This window comes from Bacillus sp. S4, from assembly GCF_040838205.1.
Taxonomy (GTDB): Bacteria; Bacillota; Bacilli; order Bacillales; family Bacillaceae_G; genus Bacillus_A; species Bacillus_A cereus_U.
The window spans coordinates 1-14,769 of the sequence record NZ_JBFPJI010000067.1 but is presented as its reverse complement, the minus strand read 5'-3'; the positions used below and the strand labels follow the sequence as shown (position 1 = coordinate 14,769).

Here is a 14,769-nt window from a genome sequence, read left to right as displayed (position 1 = left end):
GTATAAGATTATTGAATTAAAAAATTGAATCCTCACACAAAATTCACTTTTTATAATTATAGGTTTTGCAATATATCTAGCATATCATTGTCCAAACATTAACAATTTCATCTAGCATAAATAACATCACAGCCCCTTTTCATTACTTATAAGCAACAAACTGAAATCTAAGACAAAAAAGACCCTATATAGGGTCTTTTTCTTAACTTAATAGGAGATATTTCATTAGCATAAGTACCACTTGCATGACAATATGTACTGCAACATTGAATAACCAAGTCTTCCGACCAAATCTTGTTCATCTTTCATAACTTAATGAAATAATATTTCCCAATTTGAATAAAACTTTAGTTTTATTTGCATCATTCCTCTCACTTCCCCTCTTTATTTCTCTCATTCTGTTATAATTCTTACTTGCTTTACTAGATTTTTTCTTTTGCATAGTAATCACCCCGCATATTTTTTTGAACATTATTTGAATGTCTAAATATGATTAGCAGTTCATTTCTATAAAATTCACACTTATCATGTTTAGCCTGTACTAGAACGTCCCTATGTCTTGCGCTATAGAACAGCAAGTTAAAAATGATAGAAATAAATTCTAGAAGAGTTTGAAAACAAATACGTTCATTACTTATGGCTACTATCTAATGCAGAGTCATTTCACACTACATCAAAAGGTACACCTTTTGGTTCATTTTTCATTACTACGTATTCAAAGACGTAAAGAACACTTGATATGTCTATAAAAGTATACCTTTACGGATACATAGAAAACTACCAAAAACCACGTCTATAAATGTTGATTATCCATTTTACAGACATCTTTTTATTTTATATACCTTTACAGACATTGTTGGTATAATTACCAGTGAGGTGTGGCATATGAAACATAAAAAATTTGGATATGTACGAGTTTCAAGTAAAGATCAAAACGAAGAACGACAAATTCAGAATATGAAGGATTTAGGGATAGAAGATCGGGATATTTTTATTGATAAAGAATCTGGAAAAAATATGGAGCGAGAGAACTATCAAATGCTAAAGCGTCTTGTTCGTACAGGAGATACCATTGTGTTTGACTCCTTGACAAGACTTGGAAGAAATATGAATGATACATTAGAAGAATTTAGATACTACGAAAAACATAAAGTAAATTTACAATTTATAAAGGAACCATACATTAACGTAAATTACACTGGAGAAAGTACAAATGATGTTATTCAGAGCGCAATTCAAAAAGCAACACTGACAATATTATCTGCCTTTGCAGAAAAAGAGCGCATTGATATTAAACAACGACAAGCAGAAGGAATTTCTCTTGCAAGAAAACAAGGTAAACGCTTAGGACGTCCACCTGTCGAAATAACAGAAGAATTTACGGATGCTTACAAGGAATGGAAATCCGGCTCTATTACAGCCGTAGGAGCTATGAAAAAGTATGGAATCAAACGTTCTTCTTTTTATAAACTTGCTAAACAATATGAGGAAAAATAAAAGAATAGTTTTTCTTGTTAACATTTTCTTAGAAAGAACTTGTAGTGATTTCTACAAGTTCGTTTTGTTTTGCTCTTGTTGTGATTTTTGCTCTTATTGCTTTATGTCCCAAATTGTTCAGATAAATCGTTTTAACGGCATGCTCTCCTAACCCTCGACCGTTCTTTATATCCCATATAGTTCAGATAAAACAGGACAATATGACCATGTACATGTAGGCTGGCAAGACTTTATATCCCACATTGTTCAGGTAAAAAATTCAATTTCACCTTTAGAGTTTGCATCTCCGCCTTTTATATCCCATACGGTTCAGATAAAACAGTGTTAACACCAAAAGAAAGTGTAACAGTACATGTCTTTATATCCAACAAAGTCCAGATAAAACACAAAGTACACGATCATAGTAAGAGCCTTTTTGCTTCTTTATATCCCATATAGTTCAGATAAAACGCTTCCTTGCTTACAAGATCGGGTTAGCGCGTGGAGTCTTTATATCCCACATAGTTCGGATAAAACAATAAACGCGACAATGACATTCACAGTGCTATGGTACTTTATATCCCATATAGTTCAAATAAAACTAGATTGTTAATGTCATAGTGATTTGGTTTCGTGTCCTTTAAATCCCACATGGTTCAGATAATACTTGGCATTTATATGGGTAATAACATAATGTTTAACGCCTTTAAATCCCACTACGTTTAGATAAAACCCTATCTATTTACGGATGATACACCTTATGATAGCAACATTTTAGTATGTGTATCAACCAGAATTTTGCAGTGAACCATCGATCGTACTTTTGTATTCTCTACAAACATACTTAAAGCCCTTTTCATAGTAAGGCTTTCTACATGTTTGGAAAAAACGAGGTTCACTGCAAAATTACGGAAGTACCATATGATTTTTATCTTTACTATATGGGATCAAGAAAAAATCTTTCTTTGTACAGAAAGGTTTTTTCCATTTATTTCTACATATTTATTGAATCTTAATTTTCAAATAAATTATAATGGTTTTATATTGAAGATCAAGGAGGAAGATGATGAGATTGAAAGTAAGCTTTACTTGCAAAGTAATTCCTCTCTCGTATCGTTTTATGTTTGTGAGTTTTATTAAAGAAGCCCTAAAAACATCAAACGCAGTGTATGCAGAGAAACTATATGTCTTTGATAATAAACCGAATAAGAAAAGCAAGAATTTTACGTTTTCTGTTTATCTTAAAGACTATGTTTTAGAAAATGATGAATTCCTCCTTCAGAACGGATTGGACTGGATTATTAGTTCACCTGATCCTGAATTCATTTCTTACTTAGTAGATGGTTTAAACGAAATTAAAGAATTTCAGTACAAAGGATACAAACTACAGAAGAAGAACATATCTATACTACCGGAAGTCAAAGTGAAAAGTGATACCGTAGTATTCCGCACCCTTTCCCCTATTTTTATTAAAGACCAAGATGGGAAACCTCTTGCTCCAACAGAAGAAGGTTATGAAGAGAGTTTCAATTATATTTGTGATATGACTCTGCTTAATTATCATGGAGAAGGCTTGAAAAAACCTTTGCAATTTATACCTATGAATTTAACAAAACAAGTTGTAAAAGAAAAGTTTGATAATACCCCTAATCACCAGCACTTTGAAGCCTATAAAGGAACATTCTTGTTAAAAGGAGACCAAGAAGACTTAGAAATCCTTCGTCAAATTGGTACGTCCTTCAAAAAGTCACAAGGGTACGGTTGCGTATCCGTGGAGTACCAATGATTCGGTTATATTTAGAAGATTGGGCTACGAACACTGGTATTTTGGGGTTTTATCGTATTTTAGAGCATGCTGAAACAGACTTGTTTGAAATCGAAGAGACATATATAGACTTTGATCCAAAATTGCTTCAAGACTTTCCGGAATGGTTTTTCAATTGTGCTTTTGATATGTTTTCTGTTGCAAATGAAAAAGAAAATAAGATGAATAATTCTCTAACATCCGCTACATCCAATTTTAAACGTTCTAAAGACTCTATCTTTACTGATATTAAAGGTACAGAAAATAAGTTGAATAAGCGTTTGCCAATTGAAGCTAGAGCTTTAAAGGAACTGTTTAGTAGCAAAAAAGATGTATCAACTATTGAAGAATTAAAGACAATCACAAAAGATTACTTGAAGTTGTTAAAGCAAGAACAAGTAAATGAAGTACTAACATTAAATATGATTCGGTTTCGTTTAGGAGAACTGCATGGTCAAACAAGTTTCTTACAAAGATCACGCAGTACCCTGAATCGTTCAGAGCATGAAGAATTTCTTGCAAGAGACTTCGTTCAACCTATTTTACTAGAACAAGAGGTTCTTGCTGTTCTTCAGTCTTCTAACAGCCCTAACGAAGAAATAGAAGGCTTAAACAAAATGATACAACAATCTGATGATGAAGATATTAAAAAGTTGGTGAAACAAACAATCACGAAACTGAAGAGGGATGAATTACTGTATTGTCCTGTTATTGAGGGACAATTTGCTCTTACCGATTACACGGAAGCGATATTTCTTCCAAATGCAGTCAGTATAGCAAATGCAACGAATTACACATGGAATAATCAAAAAATGTTTCCTATATCTAATCTTTATCGATTAATCATGTTTTGTTCTGTTTTTGGGCTCTATAGAGATTATATAGACAAAGATACAGTAGTTTATTCCTTTATTCAAACTGATGAGGATTTTGATACACTAGCGGAAATAAATGATTTATTTGTCACCAATAAAAAGCAAAACAATCCTTTTGAATTGTTTTTATACAACACATTAAAAGAAGCCAAAGATAAAGCAAATTGGATCTCTAAAAATATGTTAATTGTTGAATTCCAAAATAGTGGGAAAAAGACGACTCTTACACAAAATTTTTTATCAGAACATGCCATTCAATACCTTCAAGAGCGTGGAGGAAAAGAGATCGATCATATTAAATATCCAAAGTTTCGGAACGTAATCCTACGTAAATTATTAAATGGAGAGCATTTTTTGCGTGATATCACTTTTCAATTGAGGAAGAACGTAGATAACAATTATTCCAGTTATGATACGTATGCGGCCACTTTGGCTATGTTTCATTTAAATAGAATAAAGGAGTGTTATGGCATGTCTAACGGAACACGAGAAGCGCAATATGAATCTATGCAAAAGAGAATTCAGTATGCGCTAATGGATGGACGCGAAGTACGTAGAAGACTTACTGAACGTAGAATGGAGAATAAGATTCCAGGCATTACTTACCGTCTGTTAAATGCCTTAACTACCAATAACCGTCAACAATTCTTTGAAACATTATTCCGCACCTTTTTATTAGTGGAAAAGAACACTTCTATGTATGTGGATGCTACAAGGGAACATAGTAATGAATTTGAAGGTATTGCAAGTGCTTTACTATCCGGATTAAATGACAAACCCTATAAAAAAGAAGGGGAGGAAACAAACTAATGGCTGGATTAACATTAACAATCGTGTTTCAAGGAGATTCATTAAATTATGGAGAAGGGATCGGTAACGTCTCCGAATTAAAGAAATTTAATCGTGGAAATGGAGATATTCATACATTTGCTTCACGACAAGCTATTCGATACGATATGGTTCGTTTAGGCGCCGAGCGTTATGCTTGGAACTTAGATACAGTTGGCCGTGACAAAGGGGAAGGGGAAGGAAAAAGCAAAAGCGTAGTTCAATATTCTCCTAGTGCTACTATTCAAGAATCAGAAGAAATGGATTTATTCGGTTACATGAAAACTGTAAAAGGTGATATGGGGAACAAACGTCCAGCTAGCGTTCGTTTGTCTCATGCTGTTTCTCTTGAACCGTACCGAGGAGACTTAGAATTTTTAACAAATTTAGGACATGCTTCACGTATCAAAGAAAACCCAAATATCGCAACACTTGAACGACATACAAGTTTATATTCATATACCATTACTATTGATTTAGATAGAATTGGTGTAGATAGAGAAATTGAACTACCACGTGAAGAAAAGGCAAGACGAATCAAAGAATTCTTAGAAATTGTATTTTCCTTAAATCGTAATATCCGAGGGCGACAAGAAGATTTATCCCCTTTGTTTGTAATTGGTGGCCTGTATGCTATTAATCAACCATATTTCTTAGGACGTACACAATTAGTTCCGACAAAACGTGAATACCGTTTAGATTCTATTATGCTACAAGAAATTTTAGAACGTCGCAGTATGGGACAGACTGTACAAGAACAAACGCATGTTGGTCTGTTATCTGGTGTCTTCGTGAATGAAGGGGAGTTACGAAATCTTGTTTCAAGCGACTCAACCCATACAATTCAAGGTATGCTCGATTATCTATTGCAACAAGTGGAGAATTATTATGTCGGCTAGTGCAGCGTTACGAGTAAAGTTGTACCAACAAACCGCCTGTTACAAGAAACCTATGGCACAAAAAGCTAAGGAAACCTATCCTCTTCCACCGTATAGTACGGTGAAGGGGTTCCTTCACTATGTATTAGATGCAAATGAATTAATTCCAATGGAAATCAGCATCCAAGGTACTCACGAGGGAAAGCTGTTTGATTTGCAAATACATCATTTTTACAAGTCAAAAGAAGTTACAACAATGCCCATGCATGTTCATATGTTGAAAGAAATCTCCCTTATTTTCCATGTACGTGCCGAACAAAGTGTATTGGAACACTTACAAACAGCATTAGAAAATATCAATGAAGCACCAAGCCTTGGTCGACGTGAAGATTTAGCAGTCATTGAAAGCGTGAAATTGGTAACGTTGAATGAAAGACAAACAAAAGAAATCATTACACTCAAAAATGATATTTATATACCACGTCATTGCATTGTTGATCGCCTTGATTATATGAATTATAAAGGAATTTCATATCGTTTGAATACGGTATATCAAGTGAAACAAGGAATTCGTACTTGGGAGACAGTTCAAACACAGTTCTTCCGTAAAGGAGAAGGGTTAAATTCACCTCAGTATATGGAAGATGAAGATGGACATATTGTATTTTTCCATGCCTTATGAGTAGGCATGGATTTTTTTCAGGAGGAGAAACATGGGAGATTTGATTTACGCAAAGTGGGATCAGCAAACAGGAGCATTTGAAACATTACAAGAACACACAGGACAGGTATTAGAAAATTTATCTTTACTAAAACACTCGTATGGATCTCTGTTTTCAGAAGAGATTTGGCAACTTGCACATGTAGTTGCCAAATACCACGATGCGGGGAAGATTTATGAGGGGTTTCAACAATTTATTAAACTTAATATGGGGCTATCTCCTTTAACAAAGCAAGAAATTGAAAAAAAATATCCGAATGTTCCTCATGCTTTTATTTCCTTACTCTGTGTACCATTTTTAGAATTACATTATTCCAAAAGTACAGAACGGGTTATAAAAGAGGCAATTGCACATCATCATGTACGAAACGTAATGTTTGATGCTCAAATATTAAATGCAGTTTTACCAGATTTAAAAGGGAAAATAGACCGTTTGGAGCAAGAATTGTGCTGTTCTGTTAATAAAGATCTTGATACTACAACTATAGGTTGGAAGCCAATTAAGAAAAAAGATAAAGAATATCCTCTTCTTGTGCTTGTAAAGGGGCTTTTAAATCGTGTAGATCATGCGGCTTCTGCAGGGGAACTTGTGGAATATCATGCGGACAAAGGAGTTGGGACTTATGTCGGTGAATTCCTAAAACAGAATGGCCATAAACCACGCAATCTACAACTCTTTTCTTATGAGAATCGAAACAAGAATATTGTGGCTGTTGCACAAACTGGTATGGGAAAAACAGAAGCTTCTTTATTTTGGATTGATGAAGCTAAAGGTTTTATTACACTCCCAATCCGTGTAAGTTTAAATGCCTTGTATGAGCGTATAACAAATGGAATGGGATATGTAGATGAAGAGGGGCAAGCGATTGCTGGGTTGCTACACAGTGGTAGCGTAGATTTTCTACAGACATTAAACAATGATTACGAAACCAATGAGATTATCTATGAACAGTCTCGTTTATTGAGTAAAAAGTTAACATTTAGCACAATTGATCAAATTTTGAAGTTTCCATTTTTATTTCGAGGATATGAGAAATACTTGGCCACAATGGCGTACTCTAAGATAGTTTTAGATGAAGTACAAGGTTATTCTCCGAAAATCTTAGCTGTTTTACTCAAAGCATTGGAAATGATTCACCAGATAGGCGGGAAATTTATGATTATGACCGCTACACTTCCTACTGTTTTTATGGAAACAATGGAGAAACGAGGCAAAATCAAGGTAAGTGATTTTGTAAAAGAGGAATTCTATAATGACTTAATTCGTCACCGCATATCTATACGTAAAACAATGATTGATGAAGATTTAGAACATATTCGTGAAGCTGGACGAAATAAACGTGTATTGATTATTGCTAATACCGTGAAAGAAGCAAAACGTATATATGGGTTGTTTAATAATGAAAAGGTAAGGTTGTTGCACACGCAATTTATTCAACAGGATCGTGCCGTTTTAGAAGAGGAAATTAAAAAATTCGCACCAAATGATAAAAACCGCGAAGAACAAAGTGGGATTTGGGTCGCCACCCAGCTTGTAGAAGCTTCATTAGATATTGATTTTGATTTGCTATTTACTGAAATCTCTACATTAGATAGCTTATTTCAGCGTTTAGGTCGTTGTTATCGTGGCAGAGCCTATGAAGGTACAGAACCTAATGTCTTTGTTTATACAGAAGCACAAGGGATAGGGTTCGTTTACGATGAGGATATTGTTCATAACGGTTTGAAAATTCTAGAATCCTTTAACGGACAAATACTACATGAGAAAACAAAAATGGAGCTTGTCGAAACTTTATATAAAACAGAAAATCTAAGCAAAAAATACTTAGATGAATTCTACCAAGCTTTAAAGGTACTGGATACACTGCCACTAAACGATATGAGAAATACAGAAGCACAAAGGTTGCTGCGTGATATTGATAATTATCAAGTTATTCCCTGGTCTATATATAGAGAGAATCGTGAGCTATTTACTACATTTAAACAGGAAAAAGATTCGAAACAGCGAAAAGTATTACGAATGCAAATCGAAAAGCTTACAACCTCTATTTCTAGAAAACAGGTTCAACGATACGGAATCGAAATAAAGGAAATTGATATTCCCGGACTTCAATACATCCACACTTTAAATTGCAAGTACGATTTTGATAAAGAAAAGACAACAGGAACAGGAATTGTACTTCCGTAATTTTGCAGTGAGCCTCGTTTTTGCCAAGCAGTCAGAAAACCTTGCTATGACAAGGTCTTTCAGCATTTTATAAGAGAAGACAAAAACATGATCGATGATTCGCTGCAAAATACTGATTGATACACCTGTTAAAATGTTGCTATCATAAGGTGTATCATCCGTATATAGATAGGGTTTTATCTAAACGTAGTGGGATATAAACCAAGTCCTTTATGCGATAGAAGTAGGAAAGACCGGTGTTTTATCTAAACGTAATGGGATATAAATGACCGTATAGATATAGACGATACAAAAAATTCTGCTGTTTTATTTGAACCATGTGGGATATAAACGAACACACAAGCTGAGGTAGATGCTTACGCTGAGCGTTTTATTTAAACGTAGTGGGATATAAACATGGCAATGTACATTTATTATAACAGCTTGTATTTGTATTATTTAAACGTAGTGGGATATAAACATGTTTGTAATAGGGGCAATGATGGGTTCATTTGCTGTATTATTTAAACGTAGTGGGATATAAACTCGGCCATGTCACGTAGTTCTGAAACATGTACATTTGTTTTATTTAAACGTAGTGGGATATAAAAGTTTGTAATGAAACCATAGAAATAGAGTCCTAATTAAAAAGGGCTCTATTTCTATGGTTGATACCTTCAAATTTTTTATCTTTCATTAGATCAATTTCACATTCAAGTTCTTTGGTTTCTATATTTAAAAAGTCCATTGTTATTGCAAGAACTTTTCCATCTTTATTTCTCTTAGATCCCCATAAACGAACAACCCTATTAATTTTACTATCTTCATATATAATTTGAACTGTTCTTAATTCTTCTCCATCCACAAATTCACGATGTATCCAACACTCTTTAAATTCCAAATTCTCATCAGATTTATGCATGTTATATTTCAACATTACTTCTTCTAATTCTGGGAACCCCAAGCCTTTTTTCTCCAAACAAATATACTCAAAATCCCAAAACTCTCTAAAATGATAGATAAGCTCTTTTTGACTTTTCATCATAATTCCCCCACCCCATAATTTTTTAAGCGCTATGTATATTTGATATCTGTTACATGATTGATTTTTATATATAGTACATTATCATGTTGGTTCCTAAATCTTAATTCATTACAAATCATATCGTAGTAATGAATATAACCCACTTCCAAATATGCTTTGTTTTGTTTTTGATATGAAATGCTTACTTGCTTGTTTTCAGCAATTGTACAACACACAATATCATTTATAAGATCTAATTTTTGTTCATCTAAAATAGGCATCGGTACTTCATTTTGCTTATCGTATAATTCATTTAGTCCTTCAAATTGTTCTTTTATTGCTGAAAATGGAACCCAACGCATCATACCTCTATCAATCATGATCTGTATTCCTCCTTATGCTTTATGCCCACCTATTTTTCCGTTTCTATCCCTTTGTGTAGCCCCTTTAATGTAACTGATACCTCTCATAATTGAATTCTTACCATGTTTATGCCGTATACTATCCATTGTTTTTGCTAATTTCCTTTTAGTATCTTTTTGGGAAGTATCTTCGAACAATGACATTTGAATTGCGTCATCCCTGGTCAAATTTTTCAGTGTAATATGTATTTGGCGTACCGGATGACCAGAATGAAATCTTTTTAATAGTTGTAAAGAAGCCTCATATACATCTTCAGTTAAGCAAGTAGGTTGATCCAAGGTAATCGCTCGTTTAAATCCTCCACCGATGTATTTGCTATAGCCTATTGAAAGCTCAACCGTACGACAACATTTATCTATAGATCGTAAACGAAAACAAGTTTCTTCAATTTGTTCTAGAAGGAGTAATTTTAATTTCTTTGGGCTGAAACAGTCCTCTAACAAGATTTGTCCTTTTGTTATAGAGGTACTTTTAGGAATGTATTTATTTGCAATCCGGCTCTCATCAATACCATATGAGAAGCGATATAACTCTTCACCTTTTACTTTGCCAAATCGCTTGATTAGATGCTCTTTAGATGTTTTTGCAACATCCTTTAAGGAAAATAGGCCCATGCCGTGCAACGTCTCTTCAGTAGCCTTTCCAATTCCCCATACTTTTTGAAGGGGTTTGATTTCCCATAATTTCTTTGAAACATCTTCGTATGTCCACATAGTAATCCTAGAGTTTGAATGTTTACTTTCCACATCAAGAGCAACTTTTGAAAGAAATAAATTCGGTCCAATTCCAATTGATGCGGTTATGCCAGTCGTATCATATATTTCTCTTTGAATCCTTTTAGCAATTACAATTGGATCACGTCCGAAAAGATGAGCTGTTTGTTGCATGTCTAGAAAGCATTCGTCGATTGAGTAAACGTGTAGATCCTCTAACGCTACATACTTCGTATAAATTTCTGTGATTTGATTTGAAATTTCAACAAATCTTCTCATTGTTGCATTCACAATAATAATGTTCGGATCTTTTGGGATTTCGTATAATCTGGTTGCTGTAGAAATCCCTAATTTTTTCAGTTCAGGAGTGGCAGCCAACACAATAGATCCATTTCGATTTACGTCTCCAACAACAGCTAATTTCACTTTTAATGGATCTAATCCCCTCATGACACACGCGCAACTGGCAAAAAATGAACAAAGGTCTATGCAGAGAATCATTCGACTCATGCATTTTGAATAGTCAAACATCGTTTTATCCTCCAAAACAGAACATTTGTTCTTATTATAAACCTATTGTTTTGCCTTATACAACCATTTAGAAAATATTTTTTTATTATCAATATGGTACGTGAAATTATATATATGATTCTTCAATATTCGACGACTCAACAATATGATATCTCTTAATTTATTAAACTTGTTTTCATTGCTCCATAAATTAAAAAAAGCCTAAACCCTTGTGTATCAATAGGTTCAAGCTTTTAATTTTATAGGAATACCCTTTGCAACAAGTTGCCATTAGAATAGTGTATCAGCAACTTGTAGCTACTTATATGAATGCTAGATTCCTCAAAATTATTACATATTTTTTTATCTCGTTCTCTTTTAAACTATATGCCGTATACAACAAAATTATTCACTTATCTAAAGTTTAGAAAACTAAAGATTTGGACATGCTTTTAATAAAATCAAATAATTGAGGTGAAACGCATGTCTTGGTTTAAAAAGCCTAGATCTAATTTAGGTAAATTTTTAGACAATCATGATATTAAACAAGTAGATTTAGCTCAAAACTCCGGTGTGAGTGAAGGAACGATTAGTAAATTGTGTCGAGCAAATACTTTTTATCCTTCATTTAAGAATGGACAAAAGATTATTAAAGCGCTGAAGAGAATGACTCATAAAGAAATCCACCATGATGACTTTTGGATGTAGTTTAAAATATATCGTGCATTATAAAAGTTCTCATAAACACATTTTGTTTTACAGCATATTGTTCTAATTTGGATTGCCGATAGTCTGATAATGTGAAAAAGATAATTACTGGAACAATAGCATTCTGTCTTTTGTAGATATCTGTTATATGGCCATATAACTGTATTTTATGTTCGTTTGCCTTCATATGTTGCATACGATCTATTTCAACGAAATGGGGGACATTATCCTCAAAATACGATGCGTCAGGAATAATCTGATACCGTTGACCATTAATTGAAAACTCTATAGGTCTTTCTGTTTTCCATTCTGGAAATCCAAGCCACATCCAGCTTTCATTTCGCATTAATATGTGCTGTAATTGACTACTTTTCTTCACTTCTTTTGTAACGCCTAATAAATCCCGTCCCTTTTTGTTTAAATAATATACGTGTTCACGAGCCACTTTTGTAATGTGACAATATGAATGTAGATCCTTTAGTACACGATTTGCGTTTCGAATACTCCCTAGACAGTGGATGGCTTGTAATTGCCTCCTTGTTGCAAAATCTAACTTACTCAAAGTGGATAAAATCTCGATTTGTCTCGCTTTCTGTTTGAGTGTTTGATGCCTCATGCTGTTTCACCACCTTGTATTGCTTTAGTAACTCCCACATATCTGTATCCTTTAAAAAAGGTACCTGGATTTCTTCTGTACGATCAGTCTTAAATAATGCTCTTCCTGGCAGAGATGGCAGATCCTCCAGTCCCGGTTCATCCAAAGCGACTTGTGATGCTACGGTTGTAGGTAAGCGAAAGCCTATTTTCGCATCTGAGTTTTGTTTAATTTGTCTGGGTAATGTATCAGAAGTAGGATATTGAGTGCAAAATATGAGTCGAAACCCTAAACCACCTCCGATTCTTGCGACTTCGGACAACATCTCCTGGCACAAAAATAATACATCACGTTGTTTTTTAGGTAATCCCTGTGTAGGACATAGGTTTGCTCCTTCATCTACTATGATGAAGCAACGTTCTCTAATTGATGTGTCTATGATATTGGTAAAATAGGACTTCTTCATCATTTCAATCTGTTTTATCATCTTTTCGCGTACTCTCCCCAACATCTCTAACGCCCTTTCCGGGTTTTCAGCTACTTCTACAACTTGGGATAGATCTTTATAAGGACTAAATTCTAGCCCTTCTTTCAGATCAACAATAAAAAATTTCACGTGTTGAGATTGTTGTAAAATTAAACTTGTCATCACATTTTTTAAGAATACTGTCTTTCCAAAACGAGTCATTCCACTTACACACATATGAGGTGTCTTCTCAAAGTCATGATATACATATTTATCTAACGCTTTCCCCACCATAACGCTCCATGTATGCTCTTTTAATAGATCCTTAGACCAATTCCACATTTCAGGTATTTGTTGGCTAAATACTCGAATATGAAGCTCTCTTTGGTGAAACGATATTTTAACAGGTTTATATAGGCCTTCTTCTAATATTTCAGCTAACTTTTGGATAAGTTGACTAGGTACACCAAGTGGTAACTTGTAAACATAATTCATACTTATATCATCTTTAATTTCCTTTATAAAAATGGGGTATTGTAATTCACCTTTATGTTGAACACATATCTTTGTAATTTCAAAAAACGTTGCAATTTTTTTCTTATCACTCATTCCGTTACTTTGATAAAAATAAGCTACAGTTATAAAGGTTGCTGGGATTAATAAAAGTGACAACATTCCCTCCATACCTCCTTAAGGTAGTTGAGCCTGTATGGAAGCTTAGAAAAAGCTGTTTAAGATGCGCTATTATAATTACTTTCAACTACCAGATGTAATACTAACGTAGAAACACATCTAGTATATCCATTAGAACGTACCAAACACTCCCAATCAACAAGCATTTAAGACCCGCACGTAGCAACCAACCTGGAAGATAAAGACCTTTCTTCTTCAGCAATTTTATTCCTAAAACTGAAGCTCCGGTCACGCCATATACAATCCCTAGCTCTCCAATGATTGTCATGTTTATCTCATCCTTTCTGTTTGATAGATAAATTCCCCTTCCGATCTCTATAAAGTTGATAATCATCCAGTAGCTCATTCCATGACAATGCATGTTCTTCGCCGTATAACTCCTCCTCAATTTTTTGACTTAAATAATAGTAACTTCGGTATTGTTGGTCCAGGTATACTTCGTGACGTAACATATGCTCTTGTATAGCGCATATGTTTTCTTCATTTTTATTAGCTTTGTACATTTGATTCAATGTTCGAGAAGAATACAGATAAGGTGTACTATACAGCATTTGATATTGACTCATATGTCTTCACCATCCATATAGATTTCTAGATACACTAAATACATATGATAATGATACGGATTTTCGAATTTGTCCCCAAAAAAATACGTCATTCCTATTTTGGAATGACATTCGACAAAAATCTTAAATTCTTTGAAACTGTGCTAATAACAAGAAAACCACCCTTTCTTCCGCCGTCGCAAGCAGAAAAAGGGTGGTTTTCTTAAAAATAAATGATAATTGATAGAGACCACTTGACGGTAGCAGTTATCAAAAGAGGAGCACATGTTGGTAGCATGTGCTCCTCTTTTTTATTGTATGATTTTTTTAATCAGTTATATAC

14 protein-coding genes are annotated in these 14,769 nt (G+C 34.0%); 7 read left to right on the top strand and 7 right to left on the bottom strand.

Features of this window, described 5'->3' with window-relative positions; all coding sequences use genetic code 11:
- The first annotated feature begins 885 nt into the window (after positions 1-885).
- The 6 genes from AB3X48_RS09855 (at position 886) to AB3X48_RS09830 (ending at position 8,770) form a co-directional block, all read left to right on the top strand.
- Positions 886-1,497, top strand: a complete 612-nt coding sequence (locus tag AB3X48_RS09855; protein WP_002193565.1) for a recombinase family protein — start codon at positions 886-888, stop codon at positions 1,495-1,497.
- Between the two features lie 1,045 nt (positions 1,498-2,542).
- On the top strand, positions 2,543-3,262 hold the full coding sequence (cas6, locus tag AB3X48_RS09850; protein ID WP_002193566.1) for a CRISPR-associated endoribonuclease Cas6: 720 nt from the start codon (positions 2,543-2,545) through the stop codon (positions 3,260-3,262).
- Positions 3,259-4,965 carry a type I-B CRISPR-associated protein Cas8b1/Cst1 gene (gene cas8a1, locus AB3X48_RS09845; protein ID WP_002193567.1) on the top strand — a complete coding sequence of 569 codons (1,707 nt, stop codon included), beginning with the start codon at positions 3,259-3,261 and terminating at the stop codon, positions 4,963-4,965. The genes cas6 and cas8a1 overlap by 4 nt, the downstream gene beginning before the upstream one ends.
- A complete protein-coding gene (cas7i, locus tag AB3X48_RS09840) occupies positions 4,965-5,882 on the top strand; it encodes a type I-B CRISPR-associated protein Cas7/Cst2/DevR (protein WP_002193568.1) in 918 nt (305 codons plus the stop codon). Before cas8a1 ends, cas7i begins: the two co-directional genes overlap by 1 nt.
- On the top strand, positions 5,872-6,543 hold the full coding sequence (cas5b, locus tag AB3X48_RS09835; RefSeq protein WP_002193569.1) for a type I-B CRISPR-associated protein Cas5b: 672 nt from the start codon (positions 5,872-5,874) through the stop codon (positions 6,541-6,543). The genes cas7i and cas5b overlap by 11 nt, the downstream gene beginning before the upstream one ends.
- Before the next feature lie 31 nt (positions 6,544-6,574).
- Entirely contained in the window at positions 6,575-8,770 is a 2,196-nt protein-coding gene (locus tag AB3X48_RS09830; RefSeq protein ID WP_002193570.1) for a CRISPR-associated helicase/endonuclease Cas3, read from the top strand.
- Positions 8,771-9,389: 619 nt separating this feature from the next.
- Here the strand turns inward: AB3X48_RS09830 and AB3X48_RS09825 are convergent.
- The 3 genes from AB3X48_RS09825 to AB3X48_RS09815 are packed head-to-tail and all read right to left on the bottom strand — an operon-like array spanning position 9,390 to position 11,440.
- Positions 9,390-9,791 carry a hypothetical protein gene (locus AB3X48_RS09825; RefSeq protein WP_002193571.1) on the bottom strand — a complete coding sequence of 134 codons (402 nt, stop codon included), beginning with the start codon at positions 9,789-9,791 and terminating at the stop codon, positions 9,390-9,392.
- Between the two features lie 32 nt (positions 9,792-9,823).
- Positions 9,824-10,153: a YolD-like family protein gene (locus tag AB3X48_RS09820; RefSeq protein ID WP_246907829.1), complete on the bottom strand. Its 330-nt coding sequence runs from the start codon at positions 10,151-10,153 to the stop codon at positions 9,824-9,826.
- Positions 10,154-10,168: 15 nt separating this feature from the next.
- Positions 10,169-11,440 carry a Y-family DNA polymerase gene (locus tag AB3X48_RS09815; RefSeq protein WP_246907832.1) on the bottom strand — a complete coding sequence of 424 codons (1,272 nt, stop codon included), beginning with the start codon at positions 11,438-11,440 and terminating at the stop codon, positions 10,169-10,171.
- Between the two features lie 462 nt (positions 11,441-11,902).
- Here AB3X48_RS09815 and AB3X48_RS09810 point away from each other — a divergent pair, with 462 nt between their 5' ends.
- Positions 11,903-12,127, top strand: a complete 225-nt coding sequence (locus AB3X48_RS09810; RefSeq protein ID WP_000118337.1) for a helix-turn-helix domain-containing protein — start codon at positions 11,903-11,905, stop codon at positions 12,125-12,127.
- A 1-nt stretch (position 12,128) separates the two neighbouring features.
- Here the strand turns inward: AB3X48_RS09810 and AB3X48_RS09805 are convergent, their stop codons facing one another.
- The 4 genes from AB3X48_RS09805 to AB3X48_RS09790 form a co-directional block, all read right to left on the bottom strand.
- Positions 12,129-12,743 carry a replication-relaxation family protein gene (locus AB3X48_RS09805; protein WP_246907835.1) on the bottom strand — a complete coding sequence of 205 codons (615 nt, stop codon included), beginning with the start codon at positions 12,741-12,743 and terminating at the stop codon, positions 12,129-12,131.
- Positions 12,682-13,863 carry an FtsK/SpoIIIE domain-containing protein gene (locus tag AB3X48_RS09800; RefSeq protein WP_246907867.1) on the bottom strand — a complete coding sequence of 394 codons (1,182 nt, stop codon included), beginning with the start codon at positions 13,861-13,863 and terminating at the stop codon, positions 12,682-12,684. Before AB3X48_RS09800 ends, AB3X48_RS09805 begins: the two co-directional genes overlap by 62 nt.
- Positions 13,864-13,963: 100 nt before the next feature.
- On the bottom strand, positions 13,964-14,149 hold the full coding sequence (locus tag AB3X48_RS09795) for a hypothetical protein (protein ID WP_002107213.1): 186 nt from the start codon (positions 14,147-14,149) through the stop codon (positions 13,964-13,966).
- A 7-nt stretch (positions 14,150-14,156) separates the two neighbouring features.
- A complete protein-coding gene (locus AB3X48_RS09790; protein ID WP_165762436.1) occupies positions 14,157-14,447 on the bottom strand; it encodes a hypothetical protein in 291 nt (96 codons plus the stop codon).
- Positions 14,448-14,769: the final 322 nt, after the last annotated feature.

Bases quoted from the DNA above. Each gene is read 5' to 3' on its own strand.
- AB3X48_RS09855 (WP_002193565.1), top strand. From the start codon at position 886: ATGAAACATAAAAAATTTGGATATGTACGAGTTTCAAGTAAAGATCAA.
- cas6 (WP_002193566.1), top strand. From the start codon at position 2,543: ATGAGATTGAAAGTAAGCTTTACTTGCAAAGTAATTCCTCTCTCGTAT.
- cas8a1 (WP_002193567.1), top strand. From the start codon at position 3,259: ATGATTCGGTTATATTTAGAAGATTGGGCTACGAACACTGGTATTTTG.
- cas7i (WP_002193568.1), top strand. From the start codon at position 4,965: ATGGCTGGATTAACATTAACAATCGTGTTTCAAGGAGATTCATTAAAT.
- cas5b (WP_002193569.1), top strand. From the start codon at position 5,872: ATGTCGGCTAGTGCAGCGTTACGAGTAAAGTTGTACCAACAAACCGCC.
- AB3X48_RS09830 (WP_002193570.1), top strand. From the start codon at position 6,575: ATGGGAGATTTGATTTACGCAAAGTGGGATCAGCAAACAGGAGCATTT.
- AB3X48_RS09825 (WP_002193571.1), bottom strand. From the start codon at position 9,791: ATGAAAAGTCAAAAAGAGCTTATCTATCATTTTAGAGAGTTTTGGGAT.
- AB3X48_RS09820 (WP_246907829.1), bottom strand. From the start codon at position 10,153: ATGATTGATAGAGGTATGATGCGTTGGGTTCCATTTTCAGCAATAAAA.
- AB3X48_RS09815 (WP_246907832.1), bottom strand. From the start codon at position 11,440: ATGTTTGACTATTCAAAATGCATGAGTCGAATGATTCTCTGCATAGAC.
- AB3X48_RS09810 (WP_000118337.1), top strand. From the start codon at position 11,903: ATGTCTTGGTTTAAAAAGCCTAGATCTAATTTAGGTAAATTTTTAGAC.
- AB3X48_RS09805 (WP_246907835.1), bottom strand. From the start codon at position 12,743: ATGAGGCATCAAACACTCAAACAGAAAGCGAGACAAATCGAGATTTTA.
- AB3X48_RS09800 (WP_246907867.1), bottom strand. From the start codon at position 13,863: ATGTTGTCACTTTTATTAATCCCAGCAACCTTTATAACTGTAGCTTAT.
- AB3X48_RS09795 (WP_002107213.1), bottom strand. From the start codon at position 14,149: ATGACAATCATTGGAGAGCTAGGGATTGTATATGGCGTGACCGGAGCT.
- AB3X48_RS09790 (WP_165762436.1), bottom strand. From the start codon at position 14,447: ATGAGTCAATATCAAATGCTGTATAGTACACCTTATCTGTATTCTTCT.